Origin of the sequence: Iocasia fonsfrigidae (assembly GCF_017751145.1) — a bacterium.
Classification (GTDB): domain Bacteria; phylum Bacillota; class Halanaerobiia; order Halanaerobiales; family DTU029; genus Iocasia; species Iocasia fonsfrigidae.
In genome coordinates, this window is record NZ_CP046640.1 from 344,270 (window position 1) to 368,249 (window position 23,980).

The following is a 23,980-nucleotide window of genomic DNA, read 5'->3' on the forward strand; positions in this document are numbered from 1 at the left end:
ACTTTTTAATATAAATTTATAAGGAGAGTGACTATGATATGGATTATTTTTTGACAGAAAAGCAAAAAATTATTTGCAATCTTGCCCGGCGTATAGCAGAGGAAAAAATTGTTCCAGTTGCAGCAAAATATGATGAAAGTGGAGAATTCCCCTGGGAAATAATGAAAATTATAGCTCAGACTGATATGTTTCGGGTCTTTATCCCGGAAAAATATGGGGGTTTAGATGGTGGAGTTTTAGAAATGGCACTGGTTACTGAAGAATTAAGCAAGATATGTGGTGGAATTGCTCTTGGTTATGCTGCCACAGGGTTGGGTTCTATGCCAATTTTATTATTTGGAAATGAGGAACAAAAAGAAAAATATTTACCTCAGGTAGCTGATGGTACTATTGCTGCTTTTGCCTTAACTGAGTCAGAAGCTGGTAGTGATGCCAGTAATATGCAGACAACTGCTGCTAAAGATGGCGATTTTTATATTTTAAATGGTACAAAACAATGGATTACAAATGGTGGAGAAGCTGATCTTTATACTGTTATAGCCATGACCAATAAAAGTAAGGGCTCCAGAGGTGCTACTGCTTTTATTGTTGAAAAAGGGACTCCTGGTTTTAGTTTTGGAGTTAAAGAGGATAAAATGGGTATTCGAGGGTCTACCACCCGTGAATTAATTTTTAACAATTGTCGTATTCATAAAAGTCAGATTTTGGGAAGAATCGGAATGGGCTATATAGTTGCTTTAAAAACCCTGGATCGGACACGCCCTGGAGTTGCAGCCCAGGCTGTTGGTATTGCACAGGGAGCAATAAATGTCTGCCTTAAATATACTAAAGAAAGAGAACAGTTTGGGCAAACCATTGCCAGTTTTCAAGCAACAAGGCATATGTTAGCTGATATGGCTATGCAGACTGAAGCTGCCAGATCTCTTGTTTATAGTACTGCTCGTATGATTGATTCTGGTGCAACCAAGATTGGAAGAGAATCTGCCATGTGTAAGTGTTTTGCTTCTGATGTCGCTATGAAAGTGACCACAGATGCTGTCCAGATTTTTGGAGGATATGGATATATGAAAGATTATCCAGTCGAAAAAATGATGAGAGATGCCAAGATAACTCAAATCTATGAAGGAACAAATCAGATCCAGCGTAATGTAATTGCTGCAACACTCTGGAATTAGAAAAAGGAGGTTTTAAAAATGAATATTGTTGTTTGTATTAAACAGGTTCCTGATACAACTGATGTTAAAATAGATAAAAAAAATAATACTTTAATACGTAGTGGTGTGAAAAGTATTATTAATCCATATGATGTTCATGCTATTGAAACTGGATTGCAAATTCGAGATGAGTTAGGGGGAAAAGTTACTGTCATAAGTATGGGCCCTCCTCAGGTAAAAGAATCCTTAAAAGAGGCGGTTTCACTGGGTGTAGATGAAGTTGTCTTGATCAGCGACAGAGCTTTTGCTGGCGCTGATACTTTAGCAACATCTTATACTCTAGCCAAAACAATAGAGAAAATAGGTGAAGTTGATTTAATATTATGTGGAAAACAGGCTATAGATGGTGATACAGCTCAGGTTGGCCCGGGTATTGCTGAACATCTGGCGATACCTCACTGCACATATATAAAAAATATTACAGAAATAACTGAAAAAAGTATTACTGTTCAGAGAAAGATTGAAGGTGGCTTTGAAATTGTTAAATTACAATTGCCTGCTTTATTAACAGTTAATAAAGAAATAAATGAGCCACGATTACCTTCTATCAGGGGTATACTGAAGGCCAAAGAAATAGATGTACCAGTCTGGACTGCAAACGACCTTGTTCTGGATAAAGCTGCTATAGGACTTGATGGATCTCCTACTCAGGTAGTATCTATAGCAACACCAGAAATTAATATCAAAGGTGATATATTTAAAGGGACACCAGAAGAACAGGTAAATAACTTGGTTAAAATCTTTTGTGAACAACAGATATTAGGATAGGAGGCGTTTATTATGGGTATTTTTGTAACAGAAGAATGTACAGGATGTAAATTATGTATCAGATCATGTCCCTTTGCTGCCATTGAGATAAAAGATAATCAAGCTGTTATCCTGGATAATTGTACACTTTGTGGTTCATGTGAATCTGTATGTCCTGTTCAAGCAATAAAAATTGAAAAAGAGGAAAAAACAAAGGATTTTTCAGATTATAAGAATGTCTGGGTTTTTGGTGAACAGAGAGAAGGTGATTTAAATTCTGTCGTTCATGAATTAGTTGGTCAGGGAAGAAGATTAGCCAATAAACTAAAAGAAAACTTATCTGTTATCTTACCTGGTTATCAAAATATAGCTCAGGCTAAAGAATTAATTAATTATGGTGTTGATAAAGTATATCTTATAGATAAAAAAGAGCTTGCTGAGTATAATGATGAATATTATACCTATGTAATGGCAGAATTAATTAAGAAATATAACCCCTCTATTGTGCTTATGGGGGCCACTACAATTGGCCGCTCCCTGGGTCCCAGAGTAGCAGCTAGAATTAAAACAGGTTTAACTGCTGATTGTACTAGTCTTGATATAGATGATAAAAGTAAGATCTTACTACAGACACGACCTGCTTTTGGGGGAAATATAATGGCTACTATAGTCTGTAAAAATCACCGGCCACAAATGGCTACAGTAAGACCAGGAGTTATGAAGGCAGCAGAAAAACGGGAGAATTATGAAGGAATAATTAGCAAAGAAGATCTTGATTTGAGTAAGGTGATCTTAAAAACTGAGGTTATCGATATAGTCAGAGAAATTGAAGATAGTATTAATATAGCTGAAGCAGATATTATTGTTTCAGGAGGTCGTGGAGTTGGTTCTGGAGAAAATTTTAATCTTATCAGAGAGTTAGCTGATACTTTAGGTGGAGCAGTAGGTGCCTCCAGAGCTGCTGTTGATAGTGGTTGGATATCACATGATCATCAGGTAGGACAGACAGGTACAACTGTAGCTCCCAGAATATATATTGCCTGTGGTATATCAGGTGCAGTCCAGCATCTGGTTGGTATGAAATCATCTGATATTATTATTGCTATAAATAAAGACCCTGGCGCATCTATCTTTAATTATGCTACTTATGGTCTGGTAGGAGATTTATTTAAGATAATCCCTCTATTAATAGAACAGTTAAAAAGTGGTGCTACTATAAAAGAATCAGCAGCCAGTTTTGAGAAATAATTAAAACAAAGGAAGCAACGGGGCGGTCTGTTGCTTCTTTTTTCTTTACTTTTAACATGAGCTCCCGAAGGCGGGGCATTATTCTCCACATTTTTGTTCAAATCATCAAATAAGGTATTACTCTCATCAAGTAATATATTGACAGCTTCTTCAATACCTTTTTCTGGCTGACTAAGCCAATTCATTCTATTTCTGGCAATCCTATTGCCCTTAACAACAGCTCTGTAGATACCTCCAATAATAAAAAGATATCACAACAAAGAAATAGCAGCTTTTCTACACCAAAAAAATAAATAAATCATAGAATAAGGTATAAATGAAATAGGGGAGAGAAGATGGGGGTATATGATCAAGAATATAAGATGATACTAAGATCCACGCAGTGGGTTTTTTCCAGACTAAAAAAGTCTCTTTATCAGGGCGAGGGGTTTTCCCTGATCAGGATTGGTGATGGGGAAACAAGGGCTATTGCTCATAATGATTTGATAAGTATGGATGCAATTCCACCCTGGTTAAGTTATGCAGGGGTTGAACTGCCTGATAAGGGTTTAAAAGATAAGCTGCTTAAATCCATTAGATGTGCTGATATAATAGGTCTTCCTTTTGAGAAAAACTATTTTTTTAAACCCCTTATGTTGGAGATAATAAAAAAATATGGTTTAGCATTTTCAAATATCTGTAATAATAGGATAAATTATGACCTTTATACTCTAGGCTATCTGAACAGTCTTTTAAAGGGCAGGAGGATTATTATTGTAGGTAGAAAGGCAGCAGAAGCTGCAGGGTGTTTTGCTGCCGCAAACCTTGTTGCCACCTATGACTTGCCTGGAATGTATGGTGTTGATAATACCTACCGGGAGATAAGTAAAAAAAGGGATTTTGAGATTGCACTTGTAGCAGCTGGTATACCTGCTGTTGTTTTATGCCCAAAACTTGCCCGGCTGGATAAGATTGCCCTGGATTTAGGTCATGTCCTGGATAGTATTGTAACCCCTGATAAAAGTCTCTTTCAGTTAATGGGAGAATGGTTGAAAGAAAATAATTTTTCATAAAGTGAGGAGATAATACTATGTCTGGTTTTACCAGTATAATAATTTTAACATATAATCAATTACATTTAACTAGAGTGTGTCTGGGGAGTATAAATACCTATACCAAAAAACCCTTTGAGTTAATCTTTGTTGATAATGGTTCAACAGATGGAACAGTTGACTATTTGCAAAGAATTAGAGAGGCCAAATTAATCTTAAATAAAGAAAACCTGGGTTTTAGTAAGGGAGTCAATCAGGGGCTTGAACTAGCCCGGGGAGAGGAAATTCTCCTGTTAAATAATGATACAATTCCATCACATAATTGGCTTAGTAACCTACAAAAGTGTCTTTATAGTAGGCCTGAGATTGGAATAGTTGGTCCCAGGAGTAATTATGCTGGTGGAAGGCAGGGGGGAATAGCGGGAGATTTCTCTACAATAAACCAGATACATAGTTTTAGTAAGGAATTTAACATACCTAATCCCTGTAAATGGCATGAGGTAGAACTTATTACAGGTTTTTGTATGTTAATAAAGAAGAGGCTTATAGACCAGCTCGGCTTATTTGATGAGAGATTTAAGTATGGTATGTTTGAGGATTGTGATTACTGTAAGCGTGCCCTTAATCATGGTTATAAATTATATTGTGCTGGAGATACTTTTATCTATCATGTAGGGAGCCGTTCTTTTCATCAGAACAATTTGAATATGGCAGAGATATTTTATCATAATAAAAGGTTGTTTGAAGAGAAGTGGTGTAATGGAAGTGTTGGTAAATGAGACTTTTATTTATCAATTCTGGATTAAAGGGTATACCAGAGGGTTACACCAGGTCTATTATGGATGTCTTAAATAACTGGCCTTCACTGGAGGTTATGGAGGTCTGGCCACAGGAATTAACTATTAATACAATAAAAAGTTATTACCCTGATTTAATAATGGCTTTTCATGGTAATCTTACACCACTTGATATTATTCAATATGCCCATACAAGGGGTATATTGACCTTTATCTGGATTGTAGAAGACCCTTATGAATTAGATGTTCATACCAGTGAATGGCTCCATAGCTATGACTATGTTTTTACTACTGAGATAGAGGCCTTAGCTTACTATAACAGTCATAATGTCTTTTATTTACCCTGGGGGACCAATACTGAGATTTATCACCCCTGTTCAGTCCCACTTAAATATAGGAGCGACCTCTGTTTTGTGGGTATGGGATTTAAAAACAGGGCAGAAATCCTGAATGCAATAGCTGAAGAGATAAAGGGTCTGGATGTAAAATTGATCGGCAACTGGGAGAAATGGGGAGCAGAGTTAAAACCCTGTCTACAGGATTATGTTCTGCCTGTTCACAGCCGGGCTGAAGAGGTAGCCCGGTTTTATGCAGGGGCCAGGATAAATCTTAATATCCATCGGGACCCTGTTGATGATATAAATGTAAATACACCTGGAATTGGGGCTGAAAGCCTTAATAATAGGACTTTTGATATTGCTGCTGCTGGAGGTTTTCAAATTGTAGATGATAAAAGGAAAGAGTTGAATAAATTTTACTGCCCTGGTAAAGAGATAGTAGTTTTTAGGGATCCACATGACCTGGCTAATAAAATTAAGTATTACCTTAGAGATAATACGATAAGAAAAGAAATAACAGCGAATGCCTTTTTCAAGACAGTGAATTACCACACATTTAAAAATAGAATAACCCGAATGTTCAATATAATAAAAAGGGGATATGATTTATGATATCTATAATAATGTTGTCCTACGGGAGTAATATTTTGACCAGACAGTCTATTGACAGCATTCTGGAGCATACCAGTACTGACTATGAACTTATTGTTGTTGATAATAATAGCGGTCTCTTACTTAGAGATAAAAAATACAAGGGGATTAGATTAATTAAAAACAGGGGTAACCCTGGTTATGCCAGGGGCTGTAATCAAGGGGCAGATCAGGCCAAAGGCAGATACCTACTTTTTCTCAACAATGATACAATTGTAACCCCTGGCTGGCTTTTAGCTATGTATCAGGTTATGCTTAAAAATAAAGACGTAGGGATTGTTGGTAGTAAATTACTTTTCCCAGATACAGGGAGGATACAGCATGCCGGAGTAATTTTTATCGATAGATTACCTGGGCATATCTATTATAATGAAAGTCCCTTTGAAGTACCTATAGAAGAAGAAAAGGAGTACCCAGCTGTGACAGGGGCCTGTTTACTTATTAGAAAAAGTCTCTTTGAGAGGGTAGGTGGTTTTGATCATTTGTTTATTAATAGCTATGAGGATATTGATCTCTGTTTAAAAATCAGAGGGCTGGGCTATCGAATTATTTATACACCTGATAGTCTGGTCTATCACTATAGCTCAAAATCACCTGGCAGGCATAGATATGATAAGAGAAACCTGGCTTTATTACTTAAAAAATGGCAGGGCAGCAGTTTGTTGAGTTAGTAGTAGGCTTTATCATTAGGAGGGTTTATGGTTTCTATAATAGTGGTTAGTTATAATTCCCTTGATTATCTGGTAATGACCCTTAATTCGCTTATTGAAAAGACTAATTATCCCTGTGAACTTATTGTAATCGATAATAGCTCTGATAATCAAACCCGGGACTATTTAAAGAAAAAAACGGAAGATTATAAAAGTAGGATAGACTTTAAGTTGATGCTAAATAAAGAAAATAAAGGGTATAGTCAGGCCTGTAATCAGGGTATTAAAATGGCTGATGGCAAATATATATGTTTGATGAATAATGACTTAATCTTAAGTAAAAACTGGCTTGAGAGATTACTGGTACATCTGAAAAATAATCCCTCTGCTGGTATGGTTGGTCCATTGGGAAAAGGAATTGGTGGTGAACAAAACTATGTAGGTATTTACCGGCAGCTAGCTTATAGGTATCCTGAAAAGGGCGAACTGGATAAATTCTCTGATTATTTATATAAGAACTTTAAAGGTGATTATACAGAAACAAAGTTTTTGATCGGCTGTTGCCTCCTACTTAAAAGGGAAGTCATAGAAAAGGTTGGGCTTCTAGATGAAGGGTTTTTTATGTCTGCTGATGATTTTGATTATTCCCTTCGCACCAGGATAGCTGGTTTTTCCTTATATGTAGCAGAAGATGTTATTGTGCACCACTACTGCCATCAATCATTTGCTTCCCTTATGCCGCCACAAGAAGAGGAGATGTTCAGGCAGGCCTGGTCCTATTTTAATAATAAGTGGCAGGGGTTATTGAAGTTTTACAGTATGGATGACCTTTTTTATAATAAAAGAAAGGTATTTTATAGAGGATTAATTAAGGGACACCGTTTAAAAATAGCAGGATATTAATATTTAGTATTGAATTATTATAATAAGGAAAATAATTATTATCCTTAATAATTGGTATAATTAATATAAGAGAGGGTGTATTTAATTGAAGATTGAAGCTGATTTACACACACATACTATTGCCAGTGGTCATGCCTATAGTACAGTAAGAGAGATGGCCCAGGCTGCTGCAGGTCGGGGCCTAAAATTGATAGCTATTACTGACCACGGTCCGCTGCTGCCGGGGGGACCTCATGAGTATTATTTTGGTAATATTAAGGTTTTACCAGATTATATTGCTGGTGTGAGGGTTTTAAAGGGAGTTGAGGCAAATATTATGAGTGACGGCAGCCTTGATCTCTCCACAGACTATCTGGACAAGCTGGAATTTATTGCGGCGGGAATACATGAAGATGCAGGTTATTATAATCAAAACAGGACAGCCCATACCGAGGCTACTATCAGGGCAATTATGAATCCCAGGGTAAAGATGATTACCCATCCAGCTAATCTCTATTATCCCATTGAGATAGAGGCTGTTGTCCGGGCTGCCCGTGAACATGATGTTATTCTGGAAGTAAATGCTAGTTCATTTGATAGCTATCGGGTTAATAAAAGGGGTAGTAAAGAGCTGACCTTAAAGATGTGTAAACTGGCCAGGAAATATGGTGTTCCCGTCAGTCTAAATAGTGATGCCCATTATTATGAAGATGTTGGTAATATAAAGGCTATCCTCCCAATTGTAGAAGAGGCTGGTCTTAAAGAAAGTGATATTATTAATACTTCCCTGGAGTTATTAAATAAAGTTATAGATTTTTAGGTCAGGAAGGGTTCCAATTTTAATAAGGGAATCTCTCTTAATGGCGGGGGTCTTTAGCAACAGCCTTGATGGCCTTTGTAATTATTGATATAACATCAACCTGGATTTGATTTTCAAATTCTGTTATCCGGGTCTGGAGTTCCCCTTCTCGACAGGAGAAATACTTGGCGGGCAGTCTATTTAGGGCATAGCTTGCCATGTCCAGCAGGCACTGTTCACAGGTACAGATACCCTTAAATTCAGAAGTCTGCAGTAACTCTTCCATTTTGCTTAAAACAAGTATTTCGGTATGATTACAAAGTCTATCCTGTATCTTATTAAAGTCTATTTCCATCTCCTCCTTATTAAATATAAATATCTTACTAATTTATAGTATTCTGTAGAGGGAAGGGAATACCTTTTTATTAATTGCATTTTTGTGATAAAATTGTATCGCTAGATAAGAAGTCTTGATTTTGAATGGAGAGGGGTTTTTTTATGGATGAACTTGATTTGAAATTATTAGAAGACCTATCCCAGGACAGCCGGGCAACATATGCAGAATTGGGTAGAAAATATAAGCTCAGCAGGGTCTGTATTAGGGAAAGAATAAATAATTTGGTTGACCAAGGGGTTATTGAGAAATTTACTATAGCTATAGATGCCCAAAAGCTGGGGTTAAAACTTTCAGTATTCTTTGATTTAGAAGTAAAACCGGAATCCCTCTATAAAGTAGCTGAAGAACTGGCCGAGGATGAGGCTGTTACTAATATCTTTTTGATGACTGGCTCACCAACATTATTTGTCAATGCCTTATTACGAGACCATAATGAACTTGAGAATTTTATGAGGGAAAAGTTCTATTTCCGTGATGAAATACTCAGAGTTCATAGTAATATCATGTTAAAGAATTTTAAAAGTAAAAGAGGTGGTCTATGTCCTTGAATCTTAACAATGATTTATTCCCGGTTAATTTGTGAGCAGTAAATTATAGTAGTTAATACTTTATCAAAAAAGTAATATATTATAAGATAACACTGAATAAAGAGTAGTAAAACCCATTGACAAAGTGGCTTTCTTATTATAAGATTAAAATAGGTATAAATGTCGTTTTCTGCCTCTTGATACATAACTTTGTATATTATTATATTAATATTTAGTATAGATAAATATAAATTTTATACTTTCCAGAAATATTATTAGGGAAATTACATAAGTTCATTAAAATAAAAAAAAGAGGTGTTTTTATGTTTAAAAGTATTAAAATAAGGATGATTGCAATTATCAGTCTGGTAATTCTAATTTTGGTAGCAGGTAGTTCGTTTTTTGCTTATAACAGTTCGCGCAACATTCTGGAAGATACATTAGATAAAACGGCCCGTGATGCTGCGAATAAAAATGCAATTATTTTTAAAGAAAAATTATTTGATAGTATTAATACAATCAGCAATTTAGATATTACATATATAAGGGATCGAGAGGACCTGATGGAGAGTCTTGATGGGGAAACACTTAGAAGCCTATACTGGATGCAGGTAAGTGATGGTTTTAAGGAACTTGCAGAAGGAAAAAACTCTTTAGAAACTATCTTTGTAGTTGACACAGGTGGTAATTATGTAGATACATTAGGTGAAAGTGGTAATGTACTTGAAGAAGAATATTACGATCAAGCTATAAATAGTCAAGAAATTGTCATCTCTACCCCAATAAAACAGGGTGGTAAAGACCTGATTGCTATCTTACGTCCAATTATAGTTAGAGATAAGATAAGATTACTATTAGGGGGAACAGTTAGTCTTGATTATTTAAACCAGATAGCCAGTACAATGAATATCAATGGTTATGGATATGCCTGGGTAATTGATGAAGAGATGAATACTATCGTCCATGCTAATAAAGGTTACTGGGCTAATCAGTCAATTTTTAAAAATGAACAGCAGCTTAAGGATATAGCAGAAGAAATGGTAGCAGGTAAAACAGGTGAAGAGATCTATACTGTAAATGGGCAGGAGCAGAAGCTCACCTTTGCCCCAGTTGCAGAAACTGGCTGGTCACTGGCTCTAACTGCCAGTAACAGTGAATTATTGTCACCACTAGCAGTAGTCAAAAAAGGTAGTATTACTGCTAGCTTAATTGCTATAATATTAGGGATAATCATTTCATATCTTGTTTCGGCCAGGATTGCCAGTCCCTTAATTAAATTAACTGAGGTCACAGAAAAAGTAGCTGCTGGAGACTTAACCCAGAAAATAAATAATGTCGACACTAGTAGGGATGATGAAATAGGTAGACTGGCTGGGTCAGTGAGGAATATGATCGGAAACCTAAGGATCATGATTGGTAAGGTTGCTGAGATATCGGAAGGAGTAGCCACTTCCAGTGAAAAACTAACAGCAGCTGGTGATCAGGTAGGTGAGAGTGCTGAACAGGTTGGGGTTTCAATCCAGAATGTAGCTGCTGGTGCTGAAGAACAGGCAGCCCAGATTGAGAGGACAGCCAATAATACTAACAACCTGATAAATAAGATAGATGACATAAATCAGGGGTCAAATACAATGAATGAGGCTGCCGGTCATGTGATGAATGATATTAAAAAAGGTAATGAGTCGGTTAATTATTCTATCAAAAATATAAATAATGTCAAAACCTCTACAGGTGAAGTTGCTGAAATTATTAATACGCTGGGAGAAACATCTGCAGAGATAGATAATATTGTTGGCTTAATAAATGGCATTGCTGCCCAGACCAATCTCCTGGCCCTAAATGCTGCTATAGAAGCTGCCCGTGCTGGTAATGCCGGTAAAGGCTTTAGTGTGGTTGCCGAAGAGATCAGGCAGTTAGCAGAGGAATCTTCAGGTGCAACAGAACAAATTGCTGTTTTAATTTCTAAGATTCAAAAAGGTGTAAATAATGCTATAGCTGAGATGGATAATAATATAGAGGCTGTAGATAATAGTGTTAAAGCCATAGATGATACAGGGGATGTCTTTAATGAAATTGAACGAGAAGCATTGAACCTCAAAGAGCTAATTAATGAAATAGTTCAGAACAGCCAGGCAATGGCAGAGGATAGTAAGCAGGTGGAAGAAGCTATTAATGATATTACTGAACTGAGTGAACAATTTGCTAGCAACTCTGAAGAGGTAGCAGCCTCCAGTGAAGAACAGATAGCAGCTACTGAAGAGATAGTAGATGGAGCTAAAGACCTGAATGACATGTCAGAGGAATTAACCCGCTCTATCGACCAGTTCAAATTAAAATAATATAATATAGTAATTGTATGACATGGAGACGGTTTGTTTGACACATTATTATGTCAAACGAACCGTTCTTTTTTTGTGTAAATAACTTTAGAGGCCGACCAATATATTTACTTACCTTGTCGTATACTACGGCGTCCATGCCTCCAGACAATTTCTAGAGTCGTCCAGTAAATATATTGGTCTGATTTATGATAAATAGTTAACTTTGTGTAAAAAGTGGTTCTAAGAAAACACTAATGATTGTTGATTAAGTCTGGATGGCGAAGTTACTTTTTTCTGGCAGCAAATAGTGTAATTTAGTCAGGGTCAATGGCCTGAATGATTTTGATTATCTGTTGAATAGATTTAGGTGAGAGGTCTTTGGTTTTTTCAAAAAGGAGCTGGAGGTCTTTTCGTTCAGAGACTTTAGTAAGGCAGTTAGCAAGTTCCGGATTTATCTGGTAGGTATTGCGCTCTGTGGTTTCTTCTAATAGGTAACTGATAGAAACTTCAAATATTTTAGCTAGTTTTTGGATTGTTTTTATGTCTGGTGTATTAATATTGTTTTCATATTGTGAGATTGTTGATTTGGCTACATTTATTTTTTGACCCAGTTCAGTCTGGGTCATATTTTTTTCTTTTCTTAGTTTGCGGATCATATTTCCTAGTGACATATTGTTTCTCTCCTTTAAATGTTCATAATCTGTGAACTGCTTTTATTATAACATAGATAGGTTTAGAGAATAATATTATGAGTTAAAAGTTCATAAAAAAAATACAAAACCATGGAAATACTTGACAAAAATACAAAAAATAAATATAATATAGTAAAAATGTTCATATAAGGTGAACAAGGAGCTGGTCCCCATTAATTTAGCAAAACTTAAAAAGCTAAGGGTAGAAAAGGGTTTTACTCAACAGGAGATGGCTGAAAAGTTAGGCTATAAAGGGAAGAGTGGTTACTGTCAGTTAGAAAATGGCACTGTTAAAATGACCCTGGAGCAGGCCAAAAAAATAGCTGAAATATTGGGAGATGATATTGAAAAAATATTTTTTTAACTAAATATCTAAGATGTTTGTAAGGGATATATTTAAAGTAGAAAGGGGTAAAAAAAATGGGATTTATCGGAGAATTAGTAAAGGAAGAAATAGATAAGACACCTGGCATGGATGAGGATAAACTTAGTAATCTCCTGGGTCTTGAGCACCTGGAGTTTTTAGAATATATTAATGGGGATAGAATACTGCCTGATGAGTTGCTAATTGAAATAGCGGTGATATTAGACAGCAGTTTATTACAGTGTTTTGTTGCAGGAGCTATTGCTGGGTTTATGTCTTTTAATCAAGATAAGGCTGATTTTTATATAACAGCTAAAAACTCTATAAATCATCTTGAAAAAACTATGGGGCTTACTAAAAGGGTTTTGCGTTTTACCCATAATAAAAATTCTATAGCTGACCTTAGTAGAGAGGAAGTAATGCTTTATAGGCAGATGATTAATATGCTCAAAGATACAGGACATTTCTGTAAAGTGTTACAGCTTGCAGTAGAGAAGATGGATAAAAATTTCAGTAATGAAACAGGAAATAAAAGCAGTAATATAGATTATATTTCAAATAAGTTTAAAAAATATAAGACGGCAGCCGGGATATTATGTACAGCAGATAAGAAATAATTTTAATCTAGTATGATTTTTAGAGCTGGCTATTTAATTGAAAGAGAATCTATTATATTATATAAAGAAAGAGGAAGAACAATAAGAATAAGACACAGGGGGATAATAGTAGATGGAAAATCCTAGAATAAATATAAATCTAACACAGATAAGAGAAAATGCAGAGAGGGTATTTGAAAATTGTAGGAATAATAATATATCACTTACCGGGGTTGTCAAAGTAGGGGCTGGGGATATTAAACTTGCTCAGTCTTTTATTAATGGAGGTATTAAGAGTCTGGGAGATTCCCGATTGGATAATATTCGCAATCTGCGCAGGAGTGGTTATCAGGGGGAAACAGTACTTTTGAGACTTCCTCAACTGGCAGAGGTGACTGAGGTAATTAATTATGCTGACCTTAGTCTAGTAAGTGAGGTAGTAACAGTAAAGGCCCTATCAGAGGCTGCTGTTAAGGTGTGTAAGCGACATGGTATTATAGTAATGATAGATGTTGGCGACCTGCGTGAGGGTATTTTGCCTGATCAAATAAAGGATTTTTTCAGAGAAATAGTTAATTTACCGATGTTAGATATCAGGGGAATCGGAACAAATGTAGGCTGTTATGCTGGTGTATTACCTACTATCAGCAACACAGAGATACTTGTTGAACTGGCTGAAGAATTAAGGGATTATTACAGCCTTGAACTGCCGCTTATTTCAGGGGGGAATACGGCTACTACTAGACTCCTTAGTGATAATACCCTACCTGAAGGGATAAATCACCTGAGAATAGGTGAAGCAATCTTACAGGGTACAGATATTACCAACCAGCGAATTATTAAAGACTTACAGCAGAATAATTTTACTATGACAGCCTCAATTATTGAACTCAAAGATAAACCCTCTGCACCTACGGGAGAGGTGGGCTATGATGCCTTTGGAAACATACCTGTTTATGAAGATAGGGGAGTAAGAAAAAGGGCTATTCTGGCAGTAGGCAGACAGGATGTTAAGTTAGATGGTCTTATCCCTGTTGATGAAGGAATAAAAGTATTGGGGGCCAGTAGTGATCATTTACTGGTAGATGTGACAGATAAAAAAGGTTGTTTATCTACTGGTGATGAGTTGGAATTTTATTTAGATTATGGTGCTATACTAAGATTGATGACTTCACCATATGTCTATAAGAATTATATTATGTTTTAGCTTTATAAACAGCTTTACCACCTACATAAGTACCCAGGATTGTTATATCCTTTATTTTTTCCCTGTCAAGATGAAAAATATCTTCTGAAAGGACAGTAAAATCTGCCAGTTTGCCTATTTCAAGGGTTCCTTTAATACCTTCTTCAAAGGACTGATAGGCAGGGTTAACTGTAAAGATTTTAACAGCATCATAGACTGATAGTTGTTCTGCTGGGTGCCAGCCGCCCTGGGGGTTACCTGCTAAATCATGACGGGTTACGGCAGCATAGATGCCATAAAGAGGGTTAAAGGGTTCGATAGGGGCGTCAGAACTACCACATATTTTAATTCCACTCTGTTGCATTGACTGCCAGGCATAGCTGTGGAAAGACCTATCAGTTCCAACTCTGTCCTCAATGATTGGCCAGTCTGTTGCCAGGAAAATAGGTTGTACAGCAGCAATCACTTTATTTCGGGCCATCTTTTGGTATATTGAGGGACTGCCTAGCTGGGCATGAACGATAATGGGTCTGGGGTTATTAATGGTTTTTATCCGGCTAAAGGAATTGGCAGCCATTTCAACTGCAGCATCTCCAATGGCATGAACTGCAACTTGACAGTCTTCTTTATAGGCAGTAGATACCAGTCTATTTAGATCAGTCTGACTTAATAAAAGGTCTCCTTTAGTACTTTTGTTAAAATAAGGTTGGCGTAGGGCGGCGGTACAGGCCCCCAGTGAGCCGTCAGCTATTATTTTAATAGGCCCGTATTTAAAGAAAATGTTTCCTCTACCTGTTTTAATACCCTGTCTACTGAATTTAATTATCTCTTCTGCCTGGTTAACTCTTAATTGAAGGTTGATTCTGAGAGGTAGTTTGTTTTCTTCAGCAAGTTCCTGGTAGGCTTGTAAGATTATTGAGGGGTCTTTTATATTAAGGAAATCATCAGTCTGGAGGGAGCTAAGTCCTGTTCTGGCAGCTGCTTCAAAACCCTGTTGTAGTAATTCTTTGGTCTGTTTAATATTTTTTTGTGGTATTTTATTTTCTACCAGGTCAATGGCATCATCATACAAAACACCTGTAGGACTGCCCTGGTTGTCACGTTCTATTTTGCCTCCGGCTGGATCCGGGGTCTTTTTATCAATCTGGCAGATTTCCAGGGCTCTGGTGTTTACCAGTGCTACATGATAACAGGCCCTTTTCAGTATTAACGGGTTTTCAGGGGCTATTAGATCAAGTTCTTCTTTTTCTGGTAAGCCTGGTGTAGTAAAGTCTTTATCATTCCAGCCACTTCCCTCAATCCACTTGCCTGGTACTATATTTCTATCCTTAATATAATTTTTAATTCTCCTGGAGATATCTTCTATTCCAGTGACAGCATTTAGTCTTATCTTACTATTTGATAAGGCATATTGATAAATGTGGAGATGGGCATCATTAAAACCAGGAATCACTGTCTTTTCTCTTAGGTCAACAACCCTACATTTATTATTTAGATATTTTCCCATTATGTATTGCTCAGTTCCCAGGTCAAGAATATAGTCATCTTTAACTACCATTGCCTGCAGGGGATTATTTACAGTTTCCTGGTTTTTCATAGTATAGATTTTGCCGTTTCTAAAGATCGTTTTCATAATTAAGCCCATCCTCTCATTGCAAATATTATTTGCAAAGCCTTTTTAGTATGTAGCTATATTATATTATAAAAGCATTTTCCTGACAAATAGTTAATAATTAATCTTAGCTTATTTAAAGGTGCATAATTAACAGCTGAAATGATTAAAATAAAAGTGGAGGTGGTGCCCTGGAGTGGCACGAATAATGTCAGATAGAACCAAATATGAATTGGCTGAAGAGCTTGGATTTGGGCACAAGGTCAAAGATGGTGACTGGGGCAATATAACCACCCGTGAAGCCGGGCTGCTTGTCAAGGCTGCTGTAGCTAAAGCAGAGGAGATGATGGCCCACAGTAACAGGCAGTAGGGTTTTTTTCCTACTGCCTGTTACTCTTATAGATCTAGATAATGTTGCCAAGTTTTGAGATTGGCAAATGTATTTACTTAACTTAGGAATTGCCTTTTAGCCAGTCTTTTTCCCGCTTCGCTTAAGTAAAGTTTATCTATTACCCGGATAATTTCCTCTTTATTTTTGGCTGATAGGTCATATTCATCTGGTAAATTAACCAGCCAGTCAGCATCATACAATATCTTAAAATTATTGCTATTAAACTTCCCGGGGGAATGATGGTTCCCAATGATTTCACAGACTTCCTTGATGATTAATTCTTCAATTGGAAAACGGTTTAAGATATCCCTGGCGACAGGAGGCCCTTCAATTTCCTGGTATTTAGGAGCCGAACTGTTGTATTTCTTTTCTGCATTTTTAATCCCTATATCATGCAGAATAGCCGAATAGATAATAACTTCTTGATTTATATCTTTTTCCTGGTGTAGGGAGATTAATTTCTCTGCATAACTGGTTACTTTCAGGGCATGCTGAATTCTTTTGTGATCATCACCAAAGTAGTTCTTCATTTCATTGATAATTTCTTTTTTATACATATTTTCACCTCTCTTTTAGGTCATAAAATAATCTATAGAGAAATTATATCAATTACAGTAAAAAAAATAAAGAAAATTTTGCCCTAGGACAGATGGATTTTCTGGACGGTGATTACAGTAGATAGTATGGTTTATTAAACTGGTTCAGTTAATGGCTGCCCTGGTTGTAGCCTCAATTCCAGTTATTATAGTATATCTAATTTCCTCTAAACAGGTAGTACAGGGGATGACAGCAGGGGCTGTCAAAGGATAAATTGAAAGCAATTTAGACATATGGATTTTCTGAACCTTCACTTACCCTGATAAAGTCAATAATCAGTGCAATCTGAATGGCCAGTAGTAATTGGTCAAGTATGGTTCCCAGGAAGGCGGTACGGCAGACAGATGCATCAATTATACACTCACCTACAGATGGTGTTCTGGTTAATTCCTCTGTTGCCCCTACCAGGAGGCGGTAAGAGTCGGTTAATAAAGTGAATTTCTCTATTAATGAATCTATATCACCCAGTATAATGTCATCAAAACCAAAACCATTAGGCATATTGAGCCCTCCTTAAGACAGTTTATATAGTATATTCACAAAGCTTTCTTTTTGATAGTAATTTTATTTATAGTTATTTATAGACTAGGAAGTAAAGAGGATTCATTTTAATTCTTGCAAAATATGGGTATTGTATATATAATGTTAAAAGAAAGCTGACTGCATTACATAAGAGTTATTTAAATTAAAAATAGGAGGCGGTTTAATGGCTAAGAGGTTTAATGACAACGAGTGGACAAATAAAATGAGAATAAAACTGGATGTTAATAATATGTTTGCCGAAAGGGTTGGCCCTGAACATGGCTTTACAAGGGAAGAGATAACAGCCTTGTCAGATAAGGTAGAAGAGGCCCATAATAATATTAAACAGGCTAAACCAGGTTTTATGGATCTTCCGTATGAACAGACTGAAATTGTCAGAGAGATTAAAGAATTTGCAGCTAAAAAACAGGGTGAGTTTGATAATTTTGTTGTATTGGGTATTGGGGGTTCTGCCCTTGGTAATATAGCCCTACAGACTGCTTTAAATGACCCTTATTATAATTACAGAAATGATAAAAGGGGTGGCTGCTGTCGTTTGTTTGTTCCGGATAATGTTGATCCTGTAAGATTCAAGAGCTTATTAGAGACACTTGATTTAAAGAAAACGGTTTTTAATGTTATCTCTAAATCAGGTGGTACTGCAGAAACCATGAGTCAGTATCTTATTGCTCGTAAGGCCGTTGCTGAAGTAGTAGGTGAAGATAAGGTAGAGAAACATTTTATTGCCACTACAAGTGCAAATTCAGGTTATCTTATTGAAATATCTAAGAGAGAGGATTTTAAGACCTTTTATATCCCTGATAATGTTGGAGGACGTTTTTCTGTATTAACACCTGTTGGTCTGGTATCAGCCGCCTTTTGCGGAATAGATATTGAGGAGTTACTAGCTGGTGCTGCCTATATGGATAAGCTCTGTCAGAGTAGTGACTTGTGGCAAAACCCGGCCTATCTTAATGGGGTATTACAATATATGTCTTATAAAGAAGGGAAACCTCTCTCTGTTATGATGCCATATGCACATGCCCTAAAGGACATGGCTGACTGGTACCGTCAGTTGTGGGCAGAATCACTAGGTAAGGAAGTTGATCGGGAGGGTAATGTTATTAATGTTGGGCCTACACCGATTAAGGCCCTGGGGGCTACTGATCAGCATTCCCAGGTTCAACTCTATACAGAAGGACCCTTTGATAAGGTTATTACCTTCCTGGAAGTAGAGGATTATGGGGTTGAGATTGAAATACCAGCTGTTTATCAGGATATTCAGGGGGTATCATATCTAGGTGGACATACCTTGAATGAACTGATTAGGACTGAAAAAAATGCTACTGAACTGGCCCTGAGCAAAAGAGGGCGTCTAAATTCAACTATTATACTCCCTGAGGTTAATGAGTTTACCATGGGGCAGCTGATATATATGCTTGAATTGCAGACTGCTCTGGTTGGTGAGTTGTTTAATATAAATGCTTTTAATCAACCTGGTGTGGAATTAGGCAAACATTATACCTATGGTGTACTGGGGCGCGAGGGTTATGATGATAAGAAACAGGAGTATGATGAGAGGCCTAAAAAAGATAAGGATTTAATTATATAATCTCCCTTTATAGGGAAAAATAAGTCAGTAGCCAAATCCCTGCTAAAAAGCAGGGATTTTATGATTGAAAATAAGCGGAGCCTACCTGAACTACCCTCTAATGATATTTAGGGGAAGACTCAGGAAAGAGGCACCTTATTTGTAGAATCATTTAGTTTGTAATATAGTAATAAAATGATATAATAATACTGTTGAGGGTTTTTTGATGACTTTAAAGACCGACAAATATATTTACTTCCCTTGTCGTGCACTACGGCGTCCTGCCTTCGTTTACTGTCGAGAAATTGTCCTCCGGCGTCCATGCCTCCAGACAATTTTTAGAGTCGTCCAGTAAATATATTGGTCTGTATTATGATAACAAGTTGACTTTGTGTAAGAAGAATTCCTATAGTAAAAATTAATAATTGTTGATTAAGTCTGGATGGCCGTTAGGCGGCTTGTTCTTTGATTATAACAATAGAGAAAGAGGAATAAAAAAAGAGGGGGGATTTAAATGAGGATAGTTAATGAAGTGGAGAGGTGGGGGAAGAGGTTTTATGAATTGACAGATGGTCAGGAGAGTTCTGTGGCAGAGGCTATTTTTGTTACTCGTAAACCTAGGTCACGAATAATGCTTGATGTCAAGATGGGCTTGGAAGATATTATCAGTAAGGGGAATCTTCTACAACATGAGGCCTTTATCAAGTATAAAAGTATTAGTATGATTAATGATGAATACTGTCTCTTAAAGGATGAACCAGGTATTTATCAACCACTGACTGCTTATCTCAGGGAGAAATCCCCCTCACTGGTACAGAGGGTAAAATGGGTTTTAACACTGGCAGAAGTTTTAAAAGAGGCTGAAGAGAAGGGTTGCAACTGGACAATACTGGGGTTGAAATCACTCCAGGTTGATAAAGATGGTGGATTAAAGGTCATTGATCCTGCTATAACCGGGCTTACCTGGCAGTACAGGGAGGATGAACAGCAGACTTATCCTGAAGAAGTCTATCAGGCAGTTGAGGTATATAAAGAAAAGAAGTGGGCTGAAGGGTCACATATTTATAATGCAGGTGTTATTATGTATTATTTGCTGACAGACAGGATGCCTTTTAATGCTGATGACAAATCAGACCTGGTTGACCAGATCTATAATTCTATACCAGTGGAACCCCGCTATCTTAGTTATCAGCTCTCAAAGCCTCTCAATGATTTTATTATGTCTACCCTGAAGAAAGACTTAAGTGAGAGGTTAGGGGACTGGGATAGTTTTATCAGCCAATTACGAAATTTAGAGGAAAAGGGGCTTTTAGAGGGTGACCTTAATCAGCTAAAAGAGAATCAAGAAAAGGCTTCTCAAATGATTAAAAAAAGGAAACACAGGCTTAGTGTTAGAAACTTCTGGCGGAAAAAGCGGGCAGTAATTACTGTTGTAGGTGGTTTGCTGGCTTTCTTTGTCCTGCTTGGTTTTATGGGGGGCAGTAGGGAACCTGTTGTAACAGAAGAGACTACCCCGAGTGAGGTTGTAGAGATTTTCTATCAGGGAATAGACCAGAAGGATATTTTCCTGGTTGAAGATACTAATATCAGTGATCTGGGAGAACTGGATAATCTTTTGAACAGGAATTATGTTATAGAAAGGGTCAGACAGGCCTATAGTATGGCAGATACAGAAGGCTTTTTCGGTATAACAGATTTAGAGATTACTAAACTTGCTGATCATCTCCAACCAGCCTTTGAAGTTGTATATCACTTATATATAAATAATCCAACAGATGAAACTAATGAGGATACTGGGGAACCAGTCATGGAAAAGATAATTATAGATATGAAAGACAGGGTATTACTGGGTAATGTAGAAGGCCGCTGGCAGATAGTAGAGCTTGAGGGTAGTATCCAGAGCCTGATCCAGGGTGAACTGGGTCTGGAATCATAGAAATTAATTTTAAAGGATTTAGGGATGATATCCAGAATATATATTAGTAACACAAATATTATATTCGTGTTACTAATATATAAAGGGGTTTTAGAAGATGGAAACAAAGAAGATTGTCTTTATGGGTATTTTTATTGCTTTAGGTCTGGTTATTCCAACGGCTTTTCATTACCTACTGCTTGGTTCTGGTTCTGTATTTTTACCAATGCATATCCCTGTATTATTAGCAGGTGTTTATCTTGGGCCAGCGGCAGGCTTTATTGTAGGAGCTGTAACACCATTATTATGTAGTTTGTTAACCGGCATGCCTCCTTTATTACCGATGCTGCCGATTATGTTTGTTGAATTGAGTATCTATGGGTCAGCCATAGGTTATCTATATCAAAGAAGGAGTTTGGGTATTTTTACTTCCCTTATTTTGACTATGCTGTTGGGGAGGGTTGGGGCAGGATTTGTGGTTATGATTATGGTGCACCTTTTTGGGATGAATTATCTACCTGCCAATCCCCTGGTATATATCTGGTCATCAATTATTGGAGGGACAGTGGGAATTGTAATCCAGTTAATCTTAATTCCTGTTTTACTAAAATACCTGAAGGGTGGTATTACAGGGGAATTGGGGGTAAAACAGTGAGCAGGGAATTTTTTAACCAGGTGGCAGAAAACTGGGATGAAAGGGTAGACCATGATAATAGGAAAATAAGGTTTGCTATCAACAAATTACCTGTTCATGAAAGACCTGATATTCTTGATGTAGGGACAGGGACAGGTGTTATACTTCCTCTTCTGGAGGAATACTATGGTGGCGGTTGTCAAATTACGGCAGTGGATTTTGCTGAAAATATGCTTGAAATTGCTAAAAAGAAGTATCATCATTACCAGAATATCCAGTTTATAAGGGCTGATATTTATAAATATCAATTTAATCAGTGCTTTGATTTGATTATTACCTATTCTGTTTTTCCACACCTGGGGGATAAGGTTACTATACTGGAACGGTTTTATGATTTATTAAAAGATAGTGGAAGGCTACTGATTTTCCACTCCCAGTCAAGGGAGGAAATAAATCAGCTGCATCATAATAGTGAACAAGATGTGGTTAGAGATGACCTGCCACCGATTGGGCAGGTAATTGACTGGGCTGAAAGGATAGGCTATAAGCAAGTGGAAAGTATTGATAATGATAAGATGTATCTACTTATACTGAGAAAATAGAAGTTAAAGGCCTTTTTTGGAAGGAAAATAAGTTAAAAATCACCCGAAAGGGTGATTTTTGTCTATCTTATTCGTTTAGTGTAGGCAGTAGAGGGGAATGTTGAGTTTGAGATTAGAAGTGAATAACAAGGTTAAAGTCCTTGCAGAATTTTACCGGGAGTGATATAATCAGCCAGAACTTATTATAAGGTGGTGTTTCTTTGAAACTATCATTATCCAAAAACTATACAAATAAGATAGTAAAGGCTGTAGCTGAATTTGATTTAATTCAAGATGACGATCATATCTTAGTAGGGTTGTCAGGTGGTAAAGACAGCAGTTTTCTACTTTATAGCCTGGCTTTTTTAAGGAAGTATCTGGGTGTTAAATTTAGTTTGAGTGTGATTACAATTGATCTTGGTTTTAATGGGGTAGACTTTGAACCCCTCAGGGATTTTTGCCGGGAACTGGCTGTCCCTTTTTATCTAGAAAGAACCAGGATAGCAGAGTATATCCTGCAAGAGGAGGCTGCTAATCCCTGTGCTAAATGCGCCCATTTCAGGAAGGGAGCTATAGCAGGTTTTATGCGCAAAAAAGGAATTAAGAAACTGGCCTTTGGGCACCACTATGATGATGCTGTGGAGACCTTTCTAATGAGTATTTTATACTCAGGACAGTTAGTAACCTTCCAGCCTAAACAGTACTTATCAAGTAATGATATCTTTATTATCCGTCCACTGGTATATTTAAGGGAAAAAGATATTGTTGAAGCAGGTAAATTATTAGGATATGAGCCTATCAGTAGCCCTTGCCCCTATGATGGTAAAACTAAAAGGGAAGAAATAAAGCAGTACCTGCGGGAATTTACTGGACAGAAGCAGGTATTTTACAATCTGGCAGCAGCTATGAGGAAAGGGGCATCCCTTGAACGCTGGCCTCAGAGCCCTTCGGGGGAGGAACTTTCCAGGAAAATAAAGGAGCTGTGGAAGCCTTGAAAATGCCAAATTTTGCGACTTTTTTATAGGAGCATAGTTTTGCTTGACAGGAAATAGTTATATTGGTATACTATAGACTGACCGGTAAGTCGAGGAAGGTGTGATACATAAAATAGAGATGAATACTAAAGATAAGATACTGGAGGCTGCTGTAAAGCTGTTTACCGAAAATGGTTTTCATGAGACTTCTATGGCAGCAATTGCTGAAGAGGCAGGCCTTGGGAAGGGGACACTTTATTGGCACTTTTCCAGTAAAGATGAATTGTTTGGAGAAGCAGTTATCAGGGGAGGCAGGAAAATAATAAAAGAAACACATAATTTTATTATTCAAGAAAACAAAGGTCAGTCTGCTGGAGATATCTTAAAGTCATTTTTCAGGCTGAATTTTAAGAGGATTTATAGGAATAAGAAAGTAATTGGTTTATTTACCAATACGGAAAGTTATTTTAGTAGTGATGTAAAGAAAATTTTTTTTAAAATTCATTCTGCAATAGCAAGTGAAGTAGAGGAGATAATTAAGCTGGGGATTAAGAATGGGGAATTTCGCAATATTTCTAGTCGTAAGGCAGCAATTTTTATTGTTGGTAGTTTAGGGGCAATGAATGGTATTATCCTTGAAGATGATATGGAAGATATAGAAGAACTGGTTGAATCCCTTTATGATCTGGTTTTAAAGGGTATTCAAGAAGAAGGGAGATGAAT

General features: G+C 36.9%; 26 protein-coding genes and 1 pseudogene. 22 read left to right on the top strand and 5 right to left on the bottom strand.

Annotated elements, in window-relative coordinates; all coding sequences use genetic code 11:
- Nucleotides 1-38: 38 nt before the first annotated feature.
- The 9 genes from GM661_RS01735 to GM661_RS01775 all read left to right on the top strand — a co-directional run bounded on the left by GM661_RS01735 (nt 39) and on the right by GM661_RS01775 (nt 8,378).
- On the top strand, nt 39-1,175 hold the full coding sequence (locus tag GM661_RS01735; protein ID WP_230868481.1) for an acyl-CoA dehydrogenase family protein: 1,137 nt from the start codon (nt 39-41) through the stop codon (nt 1,173-1,175).
- 18 nt (nt 1,176-1,193) lie between these two features.
- Complete coding sequence (locus tag GM661_RS01740) at nt 1,194-1,982, top strand: electron transfer flavoprotein subunit beta/FixA family protein (protein WP_125987570.1); 789 nt, start codon at nt 1,194-1,196, stop codon at nt 1,980-1,982.
- A gap of 12 nt (nt 1,983-1,994) precedes the next feature.
- Complete coding sequence (locus GM661_RS01745) at nt 1,995-3,209, top strand: FAD-binding protein (RefSeq protein ID WP_230868482.1); 1,215 nt, start codon at nt 1,995-1,997, stop codon at nt 3,207-3,209.
- Nucleotides 3,210-3,544: 335 nt separating this feature from the next.
- Nucleotides 3,545-4,261 carry a GT-D fold domain-containing protein gene (locus GM661_RS01750; protein WP_230868483.1) on the top strand — a complete coding sequence of 239 codons (717 nt, stop codon included), beginning with the start codon at nt 3,545-3,547 and terminating at the stop codon, nt 4,259-4,261.
- 17 nt (nt 4,262-4,278) lie between these two features.
- Entirely contained in the window at nt 4,279-5,019 is a 741-nt protein-coding gene (locus tag GM661_RS01755; RefSeq protein ID WP_125987576.1) for a glycosyltransferase family 2 protein, read from the top strand.
- Entirely contained in the window at nt 5,016-5,987 is a 972-nt protein-coding gene (locus GM661_RS01760) for a CgeB family protein (protein WP_230868484.1), read from the top strand. The genes GM661_RS01755 and GM661_RS01760 overlap by 4 nt, the downstream gene beginning before the upstream one ends.
- The gene (locus GM661_RS01765; protein ID WP_125987580.1) at nt 5,984-6,697 is read left to right on the top strand and encodes a glycosyltransferase family 2 protein; all 714 of its coding nucleotides are present in this window, start codon (nt 5,984-5,986) and stop codon (nt 6,695-6,697) included. Before GM661_RS01760 ends, GM661_RS01765 begins: the two co-directional genes overlap by 4 nt.
- Nucleotides 6,698-6,724: 27 nt before the next feature.
- Nucleotides 6,725-7,579, top strand: coding sequence for a glycosyltransferase family 2 protein (locus tag GM661_RS01770; RefSeq protein WP_125987582.1), 855 nt, complete (start codon nt 6,725-6,727; stop codon nt 7,577-7,579).
- An 85-nt stretch (nt 7,580-7,664) separates the two neighbouring features.
- Entirely contained in the window at nt 7,665-8,378 is a 714-nt protein-coding gene (locus tag GM661_RS01775) for a phosphatase (RefSeq protein WP_125987584.1), read from the top strand.
- A gap of 37 nt (nt 8,379-8,415) precedes the next feature.
- On the opposite strand, the gene GM661_RS01780 is transcribed toward GM661_RS01775, so the two are convergent.
- Complete coding sequence (locus GM661_RS01780) at nt 8,416-8,712, bottom strand: late competence development ComFB family protein (protein WP_125987587.1); 297 nt, start codon at nt 8,710-8,712, stop codon at nt 8,416-8,418.
- A gap of 143 nt (nt 8,713-8,855) precedes the next feature.
- Here GM661_RS01780 and GM661_RS01785 point away from each other — a divergent pair, with 143 nt between their 5' ends.
- Both GM661_RS01785 and GM661_RS01790 read left to right on the top strand, forming a co-directional pair.
- Nucleotides 8,856-9,302 carry an Lrp/AsnC family transcriptional regulator gene (locus GM661_RS01785; RefSeq protein WP_125987589.1) on the top strand — a complete coding sequence of 149 codons (447 nt, stop codon included), beginning with the start codon at nt 8,856-8,858 and terminating at the stop codon, nt 9,300-9,302.
- A 302-nt stretch (nt 9,303-9,604) separates the two neighbouring features.
- Nucleotides 9,605-11,620, top strand: coding sequence for a methyl-accepting chemotaxis protein (locus GM661_RS01790; RefSeq protein WP_230868485.1), 2,016 nt, complete (start codon nt 9,605-9,607; stop codon nt 11,618-11,620).
- Nucleotides 11,621-11,916: 296 nt separating this feature from the next.
- On the opposite strand, the gene GM661_RS01795 is transcribed toward GM661_RS01790, so the two are convergent.
- On the bottom strand, nt 11,917-12,273 hold the full coding sequence (locus GM661_RS01795) for a helix-turn-helix domain-containing protein (protein WP_125987593.1): 357 nt from the start codon (nt 12,271-12,273) through the stop codon (nt 11,917-11,919).
- Nucleotides 12,274-12,445: 172 nt separating this feature from the next.
- On the opposite strand from GM661_RS01795, the gene GM661_RS01800 reads away from it, so the two are divergent.
- The 3 genes from GM661_RS01800 to GM661_RS01810 all read left to right on the top strand — a co-directional run bounded on the left by GM661_RS01800 (nt 12,446) and on the right by GM661_RS01810 (nt 14,461).
- Nucleotides 12,446-12,658, top strand: a complete 213-nt coding sequence (locus tag GM661_RS01800; protein ID WP_205739333.1) for a helix-turn-helix transcriptional regulator — start codon at nt 12,446-12,448, stop codon at nt 12,656-12,658.
- A gap of 56 nt (nt 12,659-12,714) precedes the next feature.
- On the top strand, nt 12,715-13,275 hold the full coding sequence (locus tag GM661_RS01805) for a hypothetical protein (protein WP_230868486.1): 561 nt from the start codon (nt 12,715-12,717) through the stop codon (nt 13,273-13,275).
- A 112-nt stretch (nt 13,276-13,387) separates the two neighbouring features.
- Nucleotides 13,388-14,461: an alanine/ornithine racemase family PLP-dependent enzyme gene (locus GM661_RS01810; protein WP_230868487.1), complete on the top strand. Its 1,074-nt coding sequence runs from the start codon at nt 13,388-13,390 to the stop codon at nt 14,459-14,461.
- Here the strand turns inward: GM661_RS01810 and GM661_RS01815 are convergent.
- Nucleotides 14,451-16,073, bottom strand: coding sequence for an amidohydrolase (locus GM661_RS01815; protein WP_230868488.1), 1,623 nt, complete (start codon nt 16,071-16,073; stop codon nt 14,451-14,453). The genes GM661_RS01810 and GM661_RS01815 overlap by 11 nt on opposite strands.
- A gap of 175 nt (nt 16,074-16,248) precedes the next feature.
- Here GM661_RS01815 and GM661_RS01820 point away from each other — a divergent pair, with 175 nt between their 5' ends.
- A complete protein-coding gene (locus GM661_RS01820; RefSeq protein ID WP_125987601.1) occupies nt 16,249-16,422 on the top strand; it encodes a small, acid-soluble spore protein, alpha/beta type in 174 nt (57 codons plus the stop codon).
- Between the two features lie 77 nt (nt 16,423-16,499).
- Here the strand turns inward: GM661_RS01820 and GM661_RS01825 are convergent, their stop codons facing one another.
- Nucleotides 16,500-17,000 (bottom strand): HD domain-containing protein, encoded by a 501-nt coding sequence (locus tag GM661_RS01825; protein ID WP_230868489.1) that lies wholly within the window; start codon nt 16,998-17,000, stop codon nt 16,500-16,502.
- Between the two features lie 145 nt (nt 17,001-17,145).
- Here GM661_RS01825 and GM661_RS19060 point away from each other — a divergent pair.
- Nucleotides 17,146-17,253 (top strand): annotated as a pseudogene (locus tag GM661_RS19060) (carbohydrate ABC transporter permease); the annotation flags it as partial.
- A 12-nt stretch (nt 17,254-17,265) separates the two neighbouring features.
- Here the strand turns inward: GM661_RS19060 and GM661_RS01830 are convergent.
- Nucleotides 17,266-17,541, bottom strand: a complete 276-nt coding sequence (locus GM661_RS01830; RefSeq protein WP_125987605.1) for a hypothetical protein — start codon at nt 17,539-17,541, stop codon at nt 17,266-17,268.
- A 205-nt stretch (nt 17,542-17,746) separates the two neighbouring features.
- Between GM661_RS01830 and GM661_RS01835 the strand changes: the two genes are divergently transcribed.
- The 6 genes from GM661_RS01835 (at nt 17,747) to GM661_RS01860 (ending at nt 23,978) form a co-directional block, all read left to right on the top strand.
- Nucleotides 17,747-19,174 (top strand): glucose-6-phosphate isomerase, encoded by a 1,428-nt coding sequence (locus tag GM661_RS01835; protein WP_230868490.1) that lies wholly within the window; start codon nt 17,747-17,749, stop codon nt 19,172-19,174.
- A gap of 493 nt (nt 19,175-19,667) precedes the next feature.
- Entirely contained in the window at nt 19,668-21,089 is a 1,422-nt protein-coding gene (locus tag GM661_RS01840) for a protein kinase domain-containing protein (RefSeq protein ID WP_230868491.1), read from the top strand.
- A 97-nt stretch (nt 21,090-21,186) separates the two neighbouring features.
- Nucleotides 21,187-21,723, top strand: coding sequence for an ECF transporter S component (locus GM661_RS01845; RefSeq protein WP_230868492.1), 537 nt, complete (start codon nt 21,187-21,189; stop codon nt 21,721-21,723).
- A complete protein-coding gene (locus GM661_RS01850; protein WP_230868493.1) occupies nt 21,720-22,304 on the top strand; it encodes a class I SAM-dependent methyltransferase in 585 nt (194 codons plus the stop codon). Before GM661_RS01845 ends, GM661_RS01850 begins: the two co-directional genes overlap by 4 nt.
- Nucleotides 22,305-22,504: 200 nt before the next feature.
- Nucleotides 22,505-23,278 carry a tRNA 2-thiocytidine biosynthesis TtcA family protein gene (locus tag GM661_RS01855; RefSeq protein ID WP_230868494.1) on the top strand — a complete coding sequence of 258 codons (774 nt, stop codon included), beginning with the start codon at nt 22,505-22,507 and terminating at the stop codon, nt 23,276-23,278.
- Between the two features lie 100 nt (nt 23,279-23,378).
- Entirely contained in the window at nt 23,379-23,978 is a 600-nt protein-coding gene (locus GM661_RS01860) for a TetR/AcrR family transcriptional regulator (protein WP_230868495.1), read from the top strand.
- Nucleotides 23,979-23,980 lie beyond the last annotated feature (2 nt).

Excerpts from the sequence above, each read along its gene's own strand:
- GM661_RS01735 (WP_230868481.1), top strand. The coding sequence starts at position 39 with ATGGATTATTTTTTGACAGAAAAGCAAAAAATTATTTGCAATCTTGCC.
- GM661_RS01740 (WP_125987570.1), top strand. The coding sequence starts at position 1,194 with ATGAATATTGTTGTTTGTATTAAACAGGTTCCTGATACAACTGATGTT.
- GM661_RS01745 (WP_230868482.1), top strand. The coding sequence starts at position 1,995 with ATGGGTATTTTTGTAACAGAAGAATGTACAGGATGTAAATTATGTATC.
- GM661_RS01750 (WP_230868483.1), top strand. The coding sequence starts at position 3,545 with ATGGGGGTATATGATCAAGAATATAAGATGATACTAAGATCCACGCAG.
- GM661_RS01755 (WP_125987576.1), top strand. The coding sequence starts at position 4,279 with ATGTCTGGTTTTACCAGTATAATAATTTTAACATATAATCAATTACAT.
- GM661_RS01760 (WP_230868484.1), top strand. The coding sequence starts at position 5,016 with ATGAGACTTTTATTTATCAATTCTGGATTAAAGGGTATACCAGAGGGT.
- GM661_RS01765 (WP_125987580.1), top strand. The coding sequence starts at position 5,984 with ATGATATCTATAATAATGTTGTCCTACGGGAGTAATATTTTGACCAGA.
- GM661_RS01770 (WP_125987582.1), top strand. The coding sequence starts at position 6,725 with ATGGTTTCTATAATAGTGGTTAGTTATAATTCCCTTGATTATCTGGTA.
- GM661_RS01780 (WP_125987587.1), bottom strand. The coding sequence starts at position 8,712 with ATGGAAATAGACTTTAATAAGATACAGGATAGACTTTGTAATCATACC.
- GM661_RS01785 (WP_125987589.1), top strand. The coding sequence starts at position 8,856 with ATGGATGAACTTGATTTGAAATTATTAGAAGACCTATCCCAGGACAGC.
- GM661_RS01790 (WP_230868485.1), top strand. The coding sequence starts at position 9,605 with ATGTTTAAAAGTATTAAAATAAGGATGATTGCAATTATCAGTCTGGTA.
- GM661_RS01795 (WP_125987593.1), bottom strand. The coding sequence starts at position 12,273 with ATGTCACTAGGAAATATGATCCGCAAACTAAGAAAAGAAAAAAATATG.
- GM661_RS01805 (WP_230868486.1), top strand. The coding sequence starts at position 12,715 with ATGGGATTTATCGGAGAATTAGTAAAGGAAGAAATAGATAAGACACCT.
- GM661_RS01810 (WP_230868487.1), top strand. The coding sequence starts at position 13,388 with ATGGAAAATCCTAGAATAAATATAAATCTAACACAGATAAGAGAAAAT.
- GM661_RS01815 (WP_230868488.1), bottom strand. The coding sequence starts at position 16,073 with ATGAAAACGATCTTTAGAAACGGCAAAATCTATACTATGAAAAACCAG.
- GM661_RS01825 (WP_230868489.1), bottom strand. The coding sequence starts at position 17,000 with ATGTATAAAAAAGAAATTATCAATGAAATGAAGAACTACTTTGGTGAT.
- GM661_RS01830 (WP_125987605.1), bottom strand. The coding sequence starts at position 17,541 with ATGCCTAATGGTTTTGGTTTTGATGACATTATACTGGGTGATATAGAT.
- GM661_RS01835 (WP_230868490.1), top strand. The coding sequence starts at position 17,747 with ATGGCTAAGAGGTTTAATGACAACGAGTGGACAAATAAAATGAGAATA.
- GM661_RS01840 (WP_230868491.1), top strand. The coding sequence starts at position 19,668 with ATGAGGATAGTTAATGAAGTGGAGAGGTGGGGGAAGAGGTTTTATGAA.
- GM661_RS01845 (WP_230868492.1), top strand. The coding sequence starts at position 21,187 with ATGGAAACAAAGAAGATTGTCTTTATGGGTATTTTTATTGCTTTAGGT.